The sequence below is a fragment of the Okeania sp. SIO2F5 genome (genome assembly GCF_010692685.1).
GTDB classification, from domain to species: domain Bacteria; phylum Cyanobacteriota; class Cyanobacteriia; order Cyanobacteriales; family Microcoleaceae; genus Okeania; species Okeania hirsuta.
In genome coordinates, this window is sequence record NZ_JAAHGU010000136.1 from 1 (window position 1) to 19,626 (window position 19,626).

Sequence of the window (19,626 nt, forward strand, 5' to 3'; positions counted from 1 at the left end):
CTGGAATTCCAGCAGTTCTTTGTCTTCAGCTTCACTCAAATGTACTCTTAAAGGGGCTGGCACACTATAAATTTTCCTCCATCTACTCGACTAGGCTATTTTACAACTTTTTTTGCCTGCCTACTTATTACAGAATATTTTTTCTCTCTTTGAGCTAATGATAAGATAGTAAATGATGAAGTAATTTCCTTCAAGATTGTGAACTAAAAATGTCTGAAAATAATTCTTTAATTGGTCAAACTCTCAGGCAACATTACAAAATTGTAGAACAATTAGGTTGTGGGGGTGGGTTTGGAGAAACTTATATTGCTGAAGATATAGATATACCAGCAAATCCCAAACCTCAGCGTGTTGTTAAACGGCTAAAACCAACAATTAAACATCAACAAGTCCAAAGATTATTCGAGCAAGAAGGTCAAATTCTTAACCGACTTAGTAGATACGATAAAATTCCTACTTTGTATGCTTATTTTGAGCATAATCAAGAATTTTATCTAGTTCAAGAACTGATAATAGGTCACGATTTAAGCACAGAAATGAGTCAGCCTTGGAGTGAAGCTAAAGTGCTAAATTTTTTGTCAGAAATTTTAGAAGTTTTAGCTTTTGTACATCAAGATGAGGTAATTCATCGAGATATTAAACCAGGGAATATTATGCGGCGAGACCGCGACCAAAAATTAATGTTAATTGACTTTGGTGCAGTTAAAGAAGTAAGTAATATTGTAGTTAATTCTCAGGGAAAATCTAGTAGTACAATTGCAGTAGGTACTCCTGGTTATATGCCTGTGGAACAAGCACAAGGAAGACCACAATTTGCTAGTGATATTTATGCTGTGGGTATTACTGCAATTCAAGCTTTGACAAGAGTTACACCCAGGAATTTTATCCAAGATGAACTAGGTGAGATAGACTTGCAAAAATTAGCACCTAATATCAGTGAAAAGTTAGCTCATTTTCTAACAAAAATGGTTAGGGTTAATTGGAAACAGCGTTACTCGGATGCTGCTGTAGCTTTACGAGCATTACAGGGTAATATTGAACCGATTTATGGAATATTAAATTGGATTTTATTAAAGATAACTATTGGTTTGATTTGTCAGCATAAAAATTGCGATTTTAGTATTTTTCAAAGTTGTCTAGAATTTTTTGTAGGTCGCCTTCAGCAAAATAGTCCTTCTGTGAATTATGAGCTTTACAAAACTGTCAGTATTTCGCTATTTAAGGCACAGGAAAAAATTGCTATTGAGTATAGAAATCAGCTTGGTGGTTCTTTTCCGACAATAGTTCAATATTCACCTTTTCATTCTGAGCAAAAACGAGAAAATTTGGGTTGGGTGAATCGTAAAATATCTAAGTTGAGAAGTGAGTTAAAAACAATCAATCAAACAAAATATGTTACAAGTTTTCCTGAAGATATTAGTTGTTTGTTAATTCCTTTACCTCCTGTAGATGAAATTAAGAATTTATGCCAAAGTTTTATTCTGGTTTTACTCCAGGGAGATGAACCAGATGGATACTTAGAAAAGCTGCAAAGAGATGTGGGAGGTTTATTAAACTTAGTAGCTGTTAATTTCATGGAAGAAATGCGTCATAATCAATTAGTTAAAGAAATTTTTGAATATGATTTTTTGGAAATAATTAATCAACAACTACCAGGGGATAAATTAACTCTAGAAGATTTAGATAAGTCTCTCCAGAAAGTTAGATTAGAATTAACTGAATTCAGCATTCAGCAGGAAAAAGCAAAAACAATGATTATCTCGCCACCTATTAATTTTGATGTGACACGACCAGGTAATTCACAAGTTGAAGAAGAAAGAAGGAAGGAGGAAGAAGGAAGAAGGAAGAAGGAAGAAGGAAGAAGGAAGAAGGAAGAAGGAAGAAGGGATAAAGAAAAATCTAATCACTTGACTTCTGAACAACAAAAAAAGACGAAGGAAAAGGAGTTATCATTGGATACTCCTTCTGGTCAAGTAGCACTTAATTCTCCCTTTTATGTAGAGCGATCGCCCATAGAGTCAGAGTGTTATGAAACTATTATGAATCCGGGAGCATTGATTCGAGTTAAAGCACCTCGACAGATGGGAAAAACTTCTTTAATGAGTAGAATTTTGAATTATGCTGAACAGCAAGGATATTGCAAAGCTTGTTTAAATTTTCAGTCAGCAGATGAGGAATTTCTCACCAATCTTGATTTATTTTTAAAATGGTTTTGTGCCAGTATTACTGATGAATTGAATCTAGAAGAAAAACTGTATGAATATTGGCAAGGAGTATTAGGAAGTAAAAATAAATGTACAAATTATTTTCAAAGATATCTACTATCAGAAATTTCAACTCCTTTAGTTTTAGGGTTAGATGAAGTAGACCAAGTTTTTCAACATCCAGAAATTGCTACTTCCTTTTTTGCTTTGCTCAGGACTTGGCATGAACGTGGTAAAAATGAAGCAGTTTGGCAAAAACTAAGGTTAGTAATTGTACATTCAAAAGAAGTATATATTCCTCTAAATATTAATCAGTCACCTTTTAATGTAGGTTTGCCCATAGAGTTACGAGAACTCAACTGGGAAGAAGTAGAAAATTTAGTCAAATTACATCATCTAGAATGGTCTTCAGAACAGATAAAAGAATTAATGGCAATGGTAGGAGGACATCCTTATTTAGTACGTCAAGCTCTCTATCAAATTGCCCGGGGAAGAATGACTTTAGAAAAGCTATTACAGGTCGCTCCGACAGAAGAAAGTCCCTATTGTGACCACCTACGCCGCCACTTAAATAATCTTGAAGAAAATCCAGAATTATTAACAGTAATTAAACAAATTATTACGATAAATTACCCTATACCTATAGGCACAAAAGAAGGATTCAAATTACGCAGTATGGGATTAGTAAAGTTTCAAGGTAATTTAGTCATGCCTCTATGTGAATTGTATCGGAAATATTTTAGCTATCGACTGTGAAGCCAAACTATAAAATCCCAAATTTATATCATGTCCTGATAATTAGTTATGAAAAAAACTATCCTTTCACTTGCAGAGCAAATCTCTTTTTTCTCCCTACTACCTACTCCCTACTAATTTATTTATAAGTATTCAACCGGACATGATATTAAATCTATGAATTTGTTGAAAAATACTAGATTTTCACCATTTTATCCTGTAGTTAGTCTATAAATAATGTATAGCAGAAAAAAGAAAGGTTTAGTTATCTAGGCGATTAGTTATCTAGGAGAGAAGGAACAATCTTGCGTTGTCTGAGTTTTAAGCTTTTGATATACCTGCGCCCTTTCCTTCGACTGCTATATTTACTAAATTAAACCAGGCAGCAATTGTCAAAATTAAATCTTTTTTATTCCATTTTTTTCAGACCTTTTTTCTCTCTCACCTATTCCCCATACCTACTTTTTTGTAAATTTTCTCAATCCAATTAGTATAAGACAATTTTGATAAATCATTATCTTTTTCTTTATGGGTTTAATACACCGTCTACAATTGGTTGGAGTTTGAGTCCCAATCTACTTCTTCCTTCTGGCTTCTTCCTTCTTCAACTCAGCTCTTGACAATGTACTGTCTGAATAAGATATTATTGTTTATATAACGAAAATACCATGATTATAAGTGCCTCAAATGTATTTATTTGATCCTAATAAAACCCTAGTTATAGTCCTGCAAATATGCTTTCGATCAAAAAATATTTATCCTCACTAAGCAATCAGCGGAAATTCGCAAGATTACTCAGAAGTACGCTGAGATTTATCTATAGTTTATTAGAAATTGCTACTATTTTACTCACTGTTATTTTCTTAATTTTAGGAATTATTTATATTGAAAACACCATAGAACAAAAAACACAGTGGGGTAAAGTTTTTCTAGAATCCCTTGAAGACTCGCAAATTCTAGGAACTATTGAAAATATTAGCATTGTCACAGCATTAGTTATTTACATTAGGTGGGGAAAAAAGAAATCCCATTATCAAGCTTGGCAGGTAATTGACTCTGCCCAAGGATTACAAATTAGCTATGCTAGAATCAAAGCGCTAGAAGAACTTGTAAAAGGAGGTGTTTGTTTAAAAGGTTTATCTTTACCTAAAACCAATTTAGACCAAGTTAATTTAGTAGATGTAGATTTTAAAGAAGCAAATCTTCAAGGAGCAAAACTTTTAGAAGCCAACCTTCGAGGAGGTAAATTTGAATTAACTCAATTACAAGGAGCTTTTCTCTGGGGAGCAAATCTTCAAGATACTTTCTTTCTTTTAACTCAACTTCAAAAAGCAAATTTTAGTTCAGCAAATCTAAAAAATGCCGATATGGAGGGAGTTAATCTCTTAGAAGCAAATTTACAAAAAGCGAATTTGGAGGGAGCTTATATACTAGGAAATCTTCAAGGTGTTGACTTACAAGAAGCAAATTTAAAAGGAGCAAATCTGCAAGGTTGTTATCTGAAAAACGCTAACTTTCAAAGTGCAAATTTGAAAGGAGCAAACTTACAAGAAGCAAATTTACAAGGAGCAAACTTTCACGATGCTAATCTACAAGATACCAACCTACAAAAAGTAAAAGGGTTGAATCCATTACAGATTAAATCTGCTAATAACTGGCAACAAGCTAAATATTCTAGAGAATTTTACTCTCAGCTAAATTTACCAGAAAAATGAAGGCAGAAGGCATCCCCCCTTGCCCCCCTTTGAAAGGGGGGAGGAAGAAGGGAAAATTGCTTATGAATAGTCAACGACCGACCACTCCGTCTATAAAAATAGCAGTCCTAAATCATTTGTGATAATTTTATTGCTTTGGTATTCGTTATTCCCTGTTCCCTGTTCCCTGTTCCCTGTTCCCTAAAATCTATAATATCTCATAACTCAAATAAGATTGCTAAATAATATGAACAAAAGTCATATTCGGCTCAACAAAACCACAAGAGAATGGGTTATTTATGCGCCAAACCGAGGCAAACGTCCCCAGGATTTTCAACAAGAAAATATAGTACAGGAAAAAGTAGAAAGTCACTCTCCAGACTGCCCTTTTTGTACTGGTAATGAAGAGCGTCTAGGAGGTATTTTATTAGAGAAACAAAACCCAGAAAATACTAACTGGCAAGTGCGCGTTATTCCTAATAAATTTCCCGCTTTAACTCCTGAAGGAAATACCGATCGAAAATTAGAAGGAATTTATCTGACCATGCCTGGTTATGGTAGACATGAAGTAATTATTGAAAATGCCGACCATAGCAAAGATATTCCTACAATGTCTATCCAAGAAGTAGAGATTATAATTGATACTTACCATCAACGTTACATCGAACTTATGGAAATAGATGAAAGTATGATGGTCATTATATTTAGAAATCATGGTAAAAGAGCAGGAGCTTCTTTACGTCATCCCCATTCTCAAATTATTGCTACTAGCATTGTTCCCCAACATCGACGTTGGCAAGAAGAGGAAGCTCAAAGATATTATGATGAATTTGGGAGCTGTTTATACTGTGATATATTAGCATTTGAAAAACAAAATAAAACGCGAGTAATTGAGGAAAATTCATCTTTTTTAGCTTTTATTCCCTTTGCTGCTAAAGCACCTTTTGAAATCTGGATTATGCCAAAAGAACATCAAGGTGATTTTGGTAGTATTTCAGACCAAGAAAAATCAGATTTTGCATTAATTCTCAAAAATATTCTCACCAAATTATCAGAAAAATTAAACGACCCAGATTATAATTATGTAATTAACACTGCTGCTCGTTATAAAGCAGAAGAACCACAAGTACATTGGTATTGTTTAATTGAACCTCGACTTACCACACCGGCAGGTTTTGAAATTGCTTCTGGTATTAGAATTAATCCCTCCCTTCCAGAACTAGATGCAGAATTTTTAACCAGGGAATAGGGAACAGGGAACAGGGAACAGGGAATAGCGGCGCGACCCCGCGAGGTGCGACAGACGCATTTGGTACCGCACTCCTGTCAGGGAATAGTGGGAAAAACATTGTTCTGCCTTCTGCCCTCTGCCTTCCTTTTGAAGCTTTATTTCCCTCCTGCCTCCTGCCCTCTGCCTCCTGCCCTCTGCCTTCTAAGTTGATGCAGCAAGAGTAATAGCTCCCACAATAATTTGATGTTCTTGTATTTGAACTCTTTCGTGCAAAGTTTCTGGTGTATCGTCAGGCAAAATTGGTACAGCCGCCTGCATTAAAATTGGACCATTATCTACTTCTACATCTACTAAATGTACCGTACAACCAGTTATTTTTACTCCAGCTTCTAATGCTTGTTCGATAGCTTTAATACCTCGAAAACTAGGTAATAAACTGGGATGAATATTGATAACTTGATTAGGAAAAGCATCTATTAAAACCTTAGTAACAATTCGCATCCAACCCGCCATAATTACCCACTCTACATCATATTCTTGTAGAGTTTCAACAATTTTGCCGTCAAATTTTTCTCTATTTTTGTATTCTCGATGATTTAATAATATTGCTGGCACACCCCATTTTTCTGCTCTATCTCTAACTTTTGCTCCAGGATTATTATAAATCATTACCTGAGCTTGAGCATTTAATTTTTGATTATTTATTGCCTCCATAATAGCTTCAAAATTACTACCACTTCCAGAGGCGAGAATTCCTAACTTCAAAGGAGAATTTTTTGCCGAAAAATGATCGGGGATAGCTGGAGAAATTAGAAAAGAATTAGAATTGAATTGTTGAGCTTCTGTTGTCATTTTTTCAAGTTAAATAGTGGGAATTCTTTAGATTATATAGCAGAAGGAAGAAGGAAGAGGGAAGAAGTAAGAAGTAAGAAGTAAGAAAGCTTTCGTTCTCTAACAAAGTTAACAAATTTAGCTTGCAACTTACAAAAAGGAAGAATATTATTACACCTGCGATATAGCGTTTCTCAAATTGGTGAGACACCTATCTTTATTTGTCTTCTATTCCCTGTTCCCTGTTCCCTGTTCCCTGTTCCCTAAAACCAACGAATTTTGTACCTCACGCTTCTTGGGAATTGCTATACAATATATCAAATAACTCCCAAATCAATCTGGAGGTAATTATGTCAGAAAAATTGACACTTCTGCCCCATGAATATCCAGACACCAGTAATATGATTCTGGAGGATGACGCTCCCTTGGATAGTTTTATTAATGAAAAACAACAACGTCTACTCACAACAGTATTTTATAGCGGTGCAGAAATATCAATAGATGTTCCTTTTATCGTTGCTGCTAATGTGGGTTTATTTTCTCATGTCCGAGATTCAGGAATTGTACCTGATGTGTTTTTAAGTTTAAATATTGTTGGTGAAAAAGAATGGTGGGAACGTAATGTTCGCTCTTATTTATAGCGCTGTGTGCAGGCAACAGCTCATCTGGCAACAGCTCATCTGGGGGAATAAAAGACCGATAATACAAGACTTTTAGCTATTGGACAGTTCTTGTAATTTGTAAATATGCCAGCGCACATTGCTATATTCTGGGAATTTGGCAAACCACCAGATGTAGTAATTGAAATTGTTTCTCCTACTCCCGGCAATGAATTAGGAAGTAAATTAACAGACTATGCACAGTTAAGAATTCCTTATTATGTTGTCTACGACCCATTGCAAAAACTAAGTGAAACTGTACTGCAAGTATTTCAACTTCAATTTAATTCTTACATCCCTAAAAATGATGCTTGGTTTTCTGATGTGAATCTGGGATTAACTCTTTGGGATGGTAAATTTGAAAATATTAATGGTGCTTGGTTGCGTTGGTGTAATGTCGGTGGAAATGTCATTCAAACAGGAGATGAAATAGCAGCAGAAAAAAATGCTGAAATATCTCAAAAGGATGCTCAAATTAAACAGGCATTATTATTGGCAATTGAAATGGGACTAAAACTCAAGTTTGGTGATGAATTCGTAGGGATGTTATCCGAGGTTTCACAAATTAATGATGTGAAATTGCTAGAGAGAATTGTTTCTCAAATTCCCCTGATTTCTTCAGCGGATGAATTACGAAAACTATATTCTGAATAACTCAAAAATCGGGTGCAGAATATGCACCCTAAATCTTCAGTGTCTAAGACCAAACAGTGAATTGAAAAGATGGTAGGAGTTACCCTCTAATAATAAAATCATCAACTTCAAGCAATGCTCCATTACTCAAAGTGGCGAACTGACCGCCATCACCAAAACCACCAGCACTAACATTAGGGTTGTAGAATAAACCACCATTATTACTGTTGTAAACAATAACTGCTTCAGATGTTGCAGCAGCATTATTACTGGTAACAGTGGCAAATTCTGTTGCGATACTGTTAATGGCAGTAAATGTAGTTCGATCCAAAAGAATTTTATCTTGACCAACAACAAAATCAGTAATTTCATCCACACCAATATCATCAGCATCAAATTCCTGATTTGTGGCAAAGATAAAACGGTCAATACTAGCACCACCAGATAGAGTGTCGTTTCCACTTCCACCATTGAGACGATCGCGTCCTTGACCACCATTCATCTCATCGTCCCCATCCCCACCAAAGAGATGGTCAAAACCAAGACGACCTTCTAAAACATCATCGCCATCCTGACCATAGAGGGAGTCATTACCACGACTGCCAATAATTGAGTCGTCACCACCACCACCAACAAGAGTGTCATCTCCTGCTAGACCTGTGATGGTATCATCTCCAAAGTTGCCATTGAGAGGTTCATCTTCTGGAGTACCAATAATTTCTTCAGCAACTGCATCGACAATAGTGACTTGAGCAACTTGGTTTTCTGGATCAACTACATAGTCTTCTGTTTCTATCAATTCAATAGTTGTGGTTTCTTCCCCTTCAGACTCCTCATCCGGAATGGTTGTCCAGGTAACAGTCGCTGTAGTTGCTCCTTCCTCAATGGTAATAGCGGAACGTGCGAGTTCATCCCCTGCTGCTTGGAGTTGTTCTAGGTTAGAAGCATTGGTTAACTCAGGAGGAAATTCAATATCGCCAAAAGCATCATCAGCATCTGTTTCTGACCAAATTACCTGTAAACCTCCTGCTGGAGCAGCTTCACTTAAATTGAAAGTTAGGGTATATTGACCTGCGTTTTCACTAACAGTTTCCGGTTCAACGTTAATACTTACTGTCGGGATATTGACATTTATTTGCCGAGGGTTATAACTGAAACTGTCAATTTCCAGAGGTTCTTCAAAAGCATTAGCAACATTTTCCCAGGGGATAAATTTAAAGTTGGTATTGAAGTTTTGAATTTCTCCATCTTCTGGATCTTGTAGAACTGCTTCTGGTTCATTTGCTCCGTCTTGAATTACTAATAAACCGTTGGGGAAATTGTTACCTAAAGGTACGTTAATTACATCTGCACCATCAGATTCTTCCGCTCCATCAATATTGGCAAAATCTCCTACAAAGAAGTTACCAATATATTCATTATCTCCTTCCCGTTCATAAACAGCAAAAGTATTATTTCCCTGACTAGAAGCTAATAAATAACCATTGCCATTATCTCCATAATAAATAGTTAAACCTTCTACATCCGCTTGAATATTTTCACCAATTTCATCAACTAAAATTCTGTCATTACTACCATCAACTTCTGCATCAAATTTCCAAATTCCGAAGTTTTCTTGACCAGCATAAAGGAATCCTAATTCTTGGTCTACTACCATTCCTTCAACTTGAGCATCATCCAGTTCTCCACCTTCTGGAATAGGTACATCTAGACGACGAACTTCTGTGGCACTTACCGTTCCGTCCTCGTTACTTATTAACTCTAACTGAGCAATTTGATTTCCATCCCGCTGACTAACAAAAGCGTAAGTTTCCCCAGTATTAGGATTAGTATAAGTTGCTAAACCATAGGCAGTTTGTTCCCCATCATCTATACCAAAAATTGAAGCTGTGGGATTACTCAAATTTCCAGCAGTAATATTAGTAAGTTGACGAGTTTGAGGGTCAATACTCCAAATTGCTAAAGTATCATTTGCCCGGTCAGTTGCTACTGCTAAATCTACTGTTTCATCTCCTATTTGGAAGTTATAAACAATATCTACATTGTTATAACGAACATCCCCAGGAGTTTCAGGAGAAATTTCTTGTAAAACTTCACCCTTTAAATCGTAAACTGCTAAACCAGCATCTTTTAATGTACTAATAACTAAACTTTGGTTGGGGTTATTAGGATGTACATAAATCGCAGGGTCATCTGAATCAACACCTGTTTCAATTCTGTTCGTATCTGGAGTTTCAACAGTAGGGTTAACAGCAGGAATACTATCAATATCTAGGGAGAAACCTAAGAATTGAGTAACTTGAGGAGTTACATTATTAAAATTATTATCACTAACTACCACCAAAGATTGAGACCCATCTGGCAAAACAGGTCCGAATGCCATCCCTTCATCATTATCTAAAGTAATGCCTAACTCTGCAAAATCTAATAATAATCGTTTTTCTGCAACAGCATCAACATCAAATAGCTCTCCATCGGGGTCATCTGGATTAATTAAACCGTCAAAATCTTGGATATTAGTTGTATTTTGTAACTGAACTTCGTAGAGACGGATATTATTACCAACTCCAACAGCAAAAGACCTTTCCAAAGCTAATAAAGTATCGCTATTATCAAGGGCAAGTAATTCAACTAAGCCATTATCAGCAAAACCATCTTCTGGGTCTGGAGCAACAGGAATAGGGTCAACAAAATAGAGAAATTCTTTAATAGCTTCCCCAGTTTCTAAATCATATTTAATAATCCGAGAAGCACTCTCATTTTCCAGAGTAGGACGTTCGCCATCTTGTACTAAAGCACTTTCTGTTGCTGTGTAGAGAAAACGTTTGTCAGGAGTAATTGTTAAACTCTCAAATGCCTGATTATTTCTGATGCCTTGAGTACCATCATTATTAGGTAAAAATTTATCTGGAATTGTCAACTCATTTAATTGTTCTCCTGTGAGAGAAAACTCATTAACAAATGGGTCGATACCCTCATTAACATTTCCTTCCGAAGATATGAATAAATTCTCACCATTAAAAGCAATTCCTTCCGGGTCAACACCATTTTCGGGAAATGGTACTCCATCATTATTTAATAGAGTAGTAAAATCTGTAAATTCAACATCTCCATCATCAAGAGTACCATCACTCCAATCAATATCAACAGTATAAAAACGGGCATCATTATTCTGACTCCGGTCATCAGAAATAGCATAATAAATTCCTTCACCTCGGTCATAACTAATACCAGAAATACCCCCTACTTCTGTACCCTGAAATTCCAACCCAGTCTCAAATTCTACCCCCCCAATAAACTCAATATTTGTGACAGTTTTACGATTTTCATTAGTCACATCTGCCCAAACCAAACGATGGTCTGAACTAGGAAAAGGAAAGTCTCCCACTAAGTCAAATAAAGAGTCATTTTCCTCCGGCCAAAAAACAGCAGCATCAACTATTTCTTGGTCTATTGAAGGCAAAACATAATCAACTCGTAAATTTCCAGAAGTACCAGGCGCATCATTAAAATCTGCCGTATCAAAAGCAGGGTTGCCTCCATGATTTGCACTTTCTCCCCCTTGACGGTTTGTAGCATCAATTCCCCCATTACTACCAGGAATTACTGAAGTATTCACCAGAGGATTTTCTAATAATTGATTAATAGTATTATTGAAACTATCTCCATCAACTGGGTCAGCATTTTGATCTCCCATAATTACAAAAGAATTACCAGCTGCTAAACCACCAAAATTTCCTGCATCATCATAAATATAATCTCCTTCTCCAGGAGTAACATAATCTGCCCAAAACCGAATTTCATCGTGATTTCTTCTACCATTTCTATCTTCCTCCCCATCAAAAACTGGCGGAGTAGGATGACTAACTAAGACATGGACTATTTCTCCATTCACATTTATTGGCACATCCCAATGACTTTTAGAAGAAAGACGGAATACCTCTAATTCTTCCTCCGAATACCAATCATTAGGTTCAGGTGTATCAAGATTATCTGGTAACAACGCCCCTGGCATATCTTTCCAGAGAAAGTTTTGAAAAGTTCTTACTTCCTCTTCAACAATGGGATATTTTGAATATAAAACCATTCCGAATTGACCGGGAAAATTGCCAAAACCAAAAGCATCATTCCCATAACCAAATTCACCCGGTGTTGTGACTATTTCCTCATTATTATCTAGGTCAAAACCAGAATAAATACCTGTATTAGAAGGAGCAAAATATACGAAAGGATATTCTACAGGATTTACTCCATTTTGACTTACTTCTAAATAGTTATCTCGGAATAATTGGGCAGCAGTTCCATCTGAGTCAAAGTCAAATTCATTAACTAATAAAACATCAGGATTGACTCTTTGAATAATTTCTGCTACTGTCTTTCCTTGTTCGTTTTGTTCTGTAGAAAGGTCTGTGATTAATTGACCTTCTTCGTTGCGGTTTAGAGATGCGTTGAAGGTGGCAAAGCGGATTGGATTTGGCATAAACTAGAAACCCTTGAAATTAATTATAGTCATAACCGTAATGGGATTTTATAGGTTCTAATTTAAGTTTTGTTTATGTTGAGGTTAAGTGTTGTTTATTGGTATAGTGTAAAAAATTTTCAATCTAGATAGTTGACTGTATTTTTGATTGTGGTGATTCAATTAATTATAATAAAATACTTGTCTGTAGTTTTGCTCTAACTTCTGACACCAATTTCATAAAATATTGCTACAGTCACGGCACAGGGAACAGGGAATAGGGAATAGGTATGGAGGGAAAAAAAACAGAAATATTAAAGAGGAAAAAAGGTTGAATTGTTAGAATTTATGGGATTTATATTTTTGGCGTTGCTGAATCAAGGGATGAATATTTTTTAAACAGGTAAATTTCATCCTTAATACTTCTTTTTTGTCCAAGCATACAATTCATCCCACAAATATGCAACGCCTCTCCTTCTATTCCTCTTTCTTCTTCTTTCTTCCCTCCTGACTCAGTCCTCCCCCTCCTGGGAGGGGGTTAGGGGTGGGTTGACTCCTAAGTAATTAAGGTTAATATCATACACGCTATTCAGCAACGCCATATTTTTTTATTGTAGGAATAAATCACAAACTAAGATGTAACTACCTTTTTTGAATTTGGTATTAAATACTTAAATCGTAGGAAAAGATTTGGGTTAAAGTTTAATTTGATATAGCAATTCCTATACTGGTAAGGTACAAAATTTGTTTTTCCTCCTGACTCCTGAGTTCTGACTCCTCCGTCGTTATTTATAACTGTTCAACCGGACATGATATTACTTTTAGCTTTTCCTTGAACGCGCTCGTCATCATTCACACAGAAATTATCAATTATTTCCCCTACTGCCTACTACCTACTCCCTCTTTTCTGCTGAATATCGCTAATTTATAAATACTGGCTCTTGACATTATCTCAATTAAAGGATATGTTCGAGTTAATTTGGTTATACTAGGCTGAATTTTTGCCATAATTTATTCTTTATCAAAATAACTGGGTCTAAAAACCCCGCCTTGATTGGCAAAATGTTTTTGGAGACTTGCTCAAATCTCAGTTACAAAAACAACTTCTGACTTCGTTAAAATGAGGAATAATATTCAAGAAAATGAATCCAACAATAGAACTTTTTTGCTTTCAAGGTAGTCTTTTTGCTTGGCGAGTACACCTGGCCTTAGTAATTCATAATGTTGATTATGTCTCTCATTATTTAGACCCATCAACAGGAGAACATAAACAACCCGATTATCTAGCTTTAAATCCTCGTGGTAAAGTGCCATTACTAAAACATGGGGAATTATTTGTGCGTGAATCTATAGCAATTTTAGTGTATTTAGATTCTCTCTATCCTGAGTGGCAACTTTTTGGCAATACTAGCCAAGAGAAAGCAATAATTTGGCAACAGGTATGTGAAATTGAAAATATAATTGTGCCCTCTTTACTTCAGCTTATCCCTCCAATTTTCTTTGGAGGTTTAGCAGAGAAAGAAAAGGAAGTTGTTGAAAATTTCCAGAAATTAAAAGAAGAATTTACCATACTCAATGATGAGGTTTTAGCAGATAAAAATTGGTTGGCAGGCAATCGATTATCTGCTGCGGATATTGCTATTTATCCTATTTTTAAATTTGTCGAAAAATTAGCAGTTCAGGAAGATGTAAGTAAATTAAACATAGACATCTTACCTATAGAGAAAAAATATCCAAAATTAGGAGATTTGCTACAAAAGATTGATGAAATGCCTAATGTTGATAGTCTCTATCCTCCTGACTGGCGTTGAAGCAGAAACAACAATGAATAATGAATAATTAATAATGAATAATTAGGACTTGCTGATTAAATCTAAAATCATTGACAGATAAAGCTTTTAGCATTTTTCCTTATATTCAATCCTCTCGGTTTTAACCAGAGGTAATTAGGGCTTGCTGATTAAAGATAAAATAATTACCAGATAAAGGTTTTAGCCTTTTTAGGTATTGAAAAAGTACATAGTTTTTGGCTCAATTAGTCTCAAAAAGCTAATATTTTTACCTGAAAATGCCAAAAATTTTGCCGTAGCAGATAGTCTAAACTGTTGCCAGATGAGCTGTTCCCTGTTGCCTATCATCACCATAAGACTTTTTCAGCAAGCCCTAATTATCAATTATTCATTATCCATTATCAATTGATGAACTCTTAAATACATACTGTGTAAGCATTCAGCTATTAGCTGTCAGCTAGCCTCCTGCGGAGGAACTGCGCACTTCAGCAACAATATTCTCTTCTTAAGGACAGTGTTTAAATTAATATAGACTTTAAGGACAAGGGAGCTAACTTTTTGTAGTCAGACAATTAATAAAGCTTTTATCGTAAACGAAAAGCAATAGCTTATGGCTGATAGCTGACGGCTGAATGCTTACTATCCTGTAAATATAAAACCCATATTGAAGCATAAGAACAGCAAGCTTAAATTGTCTACAAAAGGTAATAAAGCTGATCCCTGAATTCTTACTTCTTCCCTCTCAAAAACCATTACCAATTAAAATAAATGGTGCCCAATAATAAGGATGATTATACTCACTATTAATCATATTAACTTGTGCTTCTCTTAGCGATTCTACCTTACTTAGTCCTTTATTCAAAGCTACATAAAAATAATTCATAAATTCATGAGTAGCTTGGTCATCAACTAACCATAAAGTTGCTAATGTTGCTGCTGCACCAGCTTCTTGCACTCGATAACCAAAACCGAGTATTTCTTGACCATTTCCTATATCTTTTCCCAGAGCAGTTTGACAAGCACTCAATACCACTAATTCTACATCCTTTAAATTCCAATATTTCACATCTCCTAATGTAGCGCGATCGCCATCTCCAAATAAGATAAAAGATTCTTCTGGATGACCATTGACAAAGGCAGAATGAGTGGCAAAATGTACAATATTATGGCTATCCATATTTAATTCCATAGCTTCTTTAGTAAATTCATTTCCTAATAATTTATTAGTTTCAGGAAATATCTGCTCTATATTCTCTACTTCTACTCCCGCAAAAGGTAATCCTTCAAATTCAAATCTTCGTCTACCTACCTGAAATTGATAACTACCTTCAGTTAAAGCACCTGCCAAAATGACTGGTTGAAAATTTTCCCTAGGCTCTAAATCCATTAAACTTGCAGCAGTAATATTATTAATTTCAAACCTTTCTACTAGCCATTTTCTACCATCATATAAAGCTGCTAAAGGAATATAACGTAATTGTCCATCTGGTGCATAAATAATAGTTTTAGCTTTAGTAAGTCTTAGCTCTTTCTCTAGAGGTTTAATCAACCAATTGTAGAGTTTAAATCCTGCCAGCATAATTCTTTTGTCAGATTGATTATTATTTTCGTTGGATAATGATTGAGAATTATTTCTATTGATTAATCTCACTCTTAATTCAATCAGAGCTTGATTAAGTTCTTGTTTTGTTACTGACACAGTACGATGCACCGCAGGAGAATTTGAACTTACTAATATTAATTCTAGTCGGTCTTCTAAAACTAATGGATATAATACTACTGTATTTTTCTTTTGATGTTTTTTTAGTTCAAGTTGTAAAGAAAATACTATATCTGAACTTAGTTTTTGATTTTCAGCATTTTCTTTTAATTCTGATACAATAGATTTCACTTCTTCACTATCAAAAAATTCAATAATTTCTAGTAATTTTTCCTCTAGTTGATTTTGGTTTTTCGTATCACTTGCTGCTTCTATGAGCTGACTATATTTTTTCCAAAAGAGTTCTTCTGATTCTAGGAATGGCAATTCACTATATTTATGGTTGTCAATCTGTAAACTTCCCATCTGCTCAAATATTTCTTGGACTTTGAGTAAGTCTATAATTTGATGTGCTTCGAGTGCGCGTTTTTTTTGTAGTAATAATTCAGCTAAAGTACGATATGTTTCAGCAACACTTTCTACATCAGCCTCTTGCTCTTCTGCTGGTAAAACTTTTAAATTTTTCCTGATACTTTCTGTAATATTAACTGATTGTTTATAGAAAATTATTGCTAATTCAGTCTGATTTTTTGTTTCTAATAATTTACCTAGATTAGCAAGATGAATTCCTTCTTTTCCTTTGTTATCAAGTTGTCTATCTATAATTAAACTATGATTTAAAAATTTTAGGGATTCCGAATACTTATTTAGATCTTGATAAACTTTACCAATATTATGAAAAGTAACTGCTTTACCTTCTTGATCGCCTTCTTCTTCTTGAATAGCTAATGCTTGTTTATGATTCTCTAATGCTTGAGAGTATTTCTCTTGCTCTCGATAAATTACACCTATATGATTAAGGGTTTGAGCTGTACCAAGATTGTCTTGATTTTCTTGATAATTTTTTAAAGCTTGTCGAAGGTATTCTAAGGCTTGAGAATATTTTTTTAAGTGGCGATAAATTGCTCCAATATTACTGAATATATTGTTTTTTTCTGGAGGATTTTTCTTTAAAACTTGTTTATAATAATCGATAGCTTGCTCATACAAACCTAACTGGGAATACACCACACCAATCTTATTTAAAATAGCAATAATATTTTCACTATCCTGATTTTTTTTAGCATTTTTAAAAGCTTTTTGATAATATTCTAAGGCTTTGAAATACTTACCTTGAGCATCATAAGCAATAGCAATTTTCTTCAAAGTATGAATAATCTCAAAGCGATCGTCTTCTGGAGTTAATTTTTCTAATTTTTCTTGTAATTGTTCCAAATTTTCATCAAGTTGATCGTTGTAAAATTCTGATTGAACTTGCTTTTCTTGTTGCTGTATTTCAATTTTTTGATTGTTCTGTAAAATAGGACTAACAGAATTTGTCTTAACTTGTGCTTGTGCTTTTGAATTTAGATTAAAATTTTTATCGACTGGTATAGATGGAATAATAATTAATAAACATGCAGTAGATATAATTAATCTGAAATATTTCCAATTTATCATTTTTTCAACTATATTTTTTATGTGTATTATGTATAACTATAAGGTAAGCATTCAGCATTCAACTATAGCAGGGAACAGGGAGCAGTTAGAAAAACATTTCCTAGTCTAAGATTTATCATCCGCATAAGTCCTAACCAATTCTTTCTTAACTATAGCAATATGATTTGAGTTGTGAGATATTGGAAGCTTTTAGGGCACAGGTAACAGGGAACAAAGAAGAAGAAAAAACGTATTATATGAATATAAGAATTGCCATATTCTATACTTTTAAGGAACACCTCAATTCTCACAACTGATTCCTGATTGCTATATATCTTCAAAACTATTGCCTATAATTTTATCATCAGCTTTGATACCTCCCATATACTCAAATACTTCTTGTACTTTCAACAAATCAAGAATTTGATGCGATTCTATGGCTCTTTTTTGCTCGAGTAATAAATCAGCTAAATCCCGATAAATGTCAGTAACAGTACCGTCTAAATAATCCTTTTGTTCCTCTACTGGTAAAACCTGTAAATCTTTGCGGATTTTTTCTGTAATATTAATTGATTGTTTATAAAATATTATTGCTAATTCTGGTCGATCATTTTTTGCTAATAATTTTCCTATATCAGCAAGAGTAATTCTTTCTCTATTTTGGTTTTCAAGTTGTCGATCGAGAATTAAAGTATGAGTCAAAAATTCTAGAGATTCAGAATACTGACCGGACTCTCGATACACTATACCAATATTATGAACAGAGGCAGATTTACCTTCCCGATCGCCTAACTCTTCCCAAATAACTAATGCTTGTTGATGGGATTCTAATGCTTGGGAATATTTTTCCTGTTCTCGATAAATTACACCTATATTATCTATAGTTATTGCTATATTTAAACGGTCTTGATTTTCTTCATAAACTTCTAAAGCTTGTTGATAAAACTTTAAAGCCTTAGAAAACTCTTCTAAGTGGCGATAAATTGCTCCAATATATGTTAAAACCTTAGCTTTGTTTTGGGGATTATTCTGTAAAACTTTCTGATAAAAATCTATAGCTTGTTTATAGCGACCTAACCTTGAATTAACTAAGCCAAGATTACTTAAAATTGCAGTAAGATTGACATTATCCTTTTCCTTTTTAGCCATTTCTAAAGCTTCTTCATAAAACTCTATAGCTTTTGGATATTTACCTTGGCGATCGTAGATAACACCTATTTTATTTAAAGCGCTACTAATAGCAGTAGTATCGCGCAGTTGCCTACGCATTTTCAGTGCTTGATTGAATGATGCTAATGCTTGGGGATATTGACTTAGGTGAGAATAAACTGTACCAATATTATGTAGGATGGCAGCAATTTGCTCTGTATCGCCTAACTGTTGACGAATTTCCAAAGCTTGCTGATAATTCTCTAAAGCTTTCTGATACTGCTGCAGTTGTCGATCGATGCTGGCCATACTGTAGAGGGTGCTGCTGATATTAAGGCGATAGAACTCCGTTCCGCTATCGCGAACGCCCTGTTGAGTATGAATATCTAGGAGTTGCTGCAAAGTTTCTAAGGCCGTTTTTAATTCCCCATTTTCAAGTTTTTGTTTAGCTTTCTTATCAAGTTCCTGTGCTTGAGTTTGTAGGTTTTCTTGGGTAAGGCGATCGCTATATTTTTTAGTCTCTTCTGCAACTGCTTTTGAATATATCTGTACTTTCTCTATTTTCTCTGTTACTAGAGATGGAGGCAAAATCAAGAAAAATACAGTACCGATAATTAATCTAAAATATTTCCAATTTATCATTTTCTACCAAATTCATAAAATTTTGCTATATTGAACTTTCTGAGTAGATACTAGGTTTAGTGAGGTAAACTTTAGTCTAGACGAGCTACTATAATTCCAATGGGCAAATATGTAATTTCCTCCACACTCCCCACACCCCTTCCAATGCACAAATATGCAACGCTATGGTATGTTCCTGTTCCTCATAAACCTAACTTCACTTCTTTAGTAGTATGTTGCTTTTTGCCTTTCATATCATGTCCGGATAAGAGCGAGTTCTCCTTTTCCTCCTCTTCCTTCTTTACTTCCCTCCTAATATCATGTCCGGTAGCATCGTTTGTGTATAATTGAAGAGGAGAAAAATAATTCCCAGGAGCGATCGCCATTATGCCAAGACGCTTAAGTATCCAAGAACACCTAAGTATAGATGAACTAGAAAGAA

Annotated in this window: 11 protein-coding genes; 6 read left to right on the forward strand and 5 right to left on the reverse strand. The window is 34.8% G+C overall.

Annotated features, from left to right (window positions below; translation table 11 throughout):
- The first annotated feature begins 209 nt into the window (after window positions 1–209).
- The 3 genes from F6K27_RS27040 to galT all read left to right on the forward strand — a co-directional run bounded on the left by F6K27_RS27040 (window position 210) and on the right by galT (window position 5,882).
- A complete protein-coding gene (locus F6K27_RS27040) occupies window positions 210–2,960 on the forward strand; it encodes an AAA-like domain-containing protein (protein ID WP_287279196.1) in 2,751 nt (916 codons plus the stop codon).
- 713 nt (window positions 2,961–3,673) lie between these two features.
- Entirely contained in the window at window positions 3,674–4,654 is a 981-nt protein-coding gene (locus F6K27_RS27045; RefSeq protein WP_124145061.1) for a pentapeptide repeat-containing protein, read from the forward strand.
- A 214-nt stretch (window positions 4,655–4,868) separates the two neighbouring features.
- Entirely contained in the window at window positions 4,869–5,882 is a 1,014-nt protein-coding gene (galT, locus tag F6K27_RS27050; protein WP_353734844.1) for a galactose-1-phosphate uridylyltransferase, read from the forward strand.
- Between the two features lie 183 nt (window positions 5,883–6,065).
- Here galT and purN read toward each other — a convergent pair whose 3' ends face one another.
- Window positions 6,066–6,716, reverse strand: coding sequence for a phosphoribosylglycinamide formyltransferase (gene purN / locus F6K27_RS27055; RefSeq protein WP_287279197.1), 651 nt, complete (start codon window positions 6,714–6,716; stop codon window positions 6,066–6,068).
- 329 nt (window positions 6,717–7,045) lie between these two features.
- On the opposite strand from purN, the gene F6K27_RS27060 reads away from it, so the two are divergent.
- Entirely contained in the window at window positions 7,046–7,336 is a 291-nt protein-coding gene (locus F6K27_RS27060; protein ID WP_287279198.1) for a hypothetical protein, read from the forward strand.
- Between the two features lie 105 nt (window positions 7,337–7,441).
- Complete coding sequence (locus F6K27_RS27065; RefSeq protein WP_287279199.1) at window positions 7,442–8,008, forward strand: Uma2 family endonuclease; 567 nt, start codon at window positions 7,442–7,444, stop codon at window positions 8,006–8,008.
- A gap of 79 nt (window positions 8,009–8,087) precedes the next feature.
- Here the strand turns inward: F6K27_RS27065 and F6K27_RS27070 are convergent, their stop codons facing one another.
- Window positions 8,088–12,467 carry a phytase gene (locus F6K27_RS27070; RefSeq protein ID WP_287279200.1) on the reverse strand — a complete coding sequence of 1,460 codons (4,380 nt, stop codon included), beginning with the start codon at window positions 12,465–12,467 and terminating at the stop codon, window positions 8,088–8,090.
- A gap of 1,121 nt (window positions 12,468–13,588) precedes the next feature.
- On the opposite strand from F6K27_RS27070, the gene F6K27_RS27075 reads away from it, so the two are divergent.
- The gene (locus tag F6K27_RS27075) at window positions 13,589–14,257 is read left to right on the forward strand and encodes a glutathione S-transferase family protein (protein WP_124145058.1); all 669 of its coding nucleotides are present in this window, start codon (window positions 13,589–13,591) and stop codon (window positions 14,255–14,257) included.
- Window positions 14,258–14,978: 721 nt separating this feature from the next.
- Here F6K27_RS27075 and F6K27_RS27080 read toward each other — a convergent pair.
- From F6K27_RS27080 to F6K27_RS27090, 3 genes are all read right to left on the reverse strand, one after another.
- Complete coding sequence (locus F6K27_RS27080) at window positions 14,979–17,435, reverse strand: CHAT domain-containing protein (protein ID WP_287279201.1); 2,457 nt, start codon at window positions 17,433–17,435, stop codon at window positions 14,979–14,981.
- A 306-nt stretch (window positions 17,436–17,741) separates the two neighbouring features.
- On the reverse strand, window positions 17,742–19,205 hold the full coding sequence (locus tag F6K27_RS27085; protein WP_287279202.1) for a tetratricopeptide repeat protein: 1,464 nt from the start codon (window positions 19,203–19,205) through the stop codon (window positions 17,742–17,744).
- A 182-nt stretch (window positions 19,206–19,387) separates the two neighbouring features.
- On the reverse strand, window positions 19,388–19,626 hold a 239-nt coding region (locus tag F6K27_RS27090; protein WP_287279203.1), incomplete at its 5' end, for a hypothetical protein.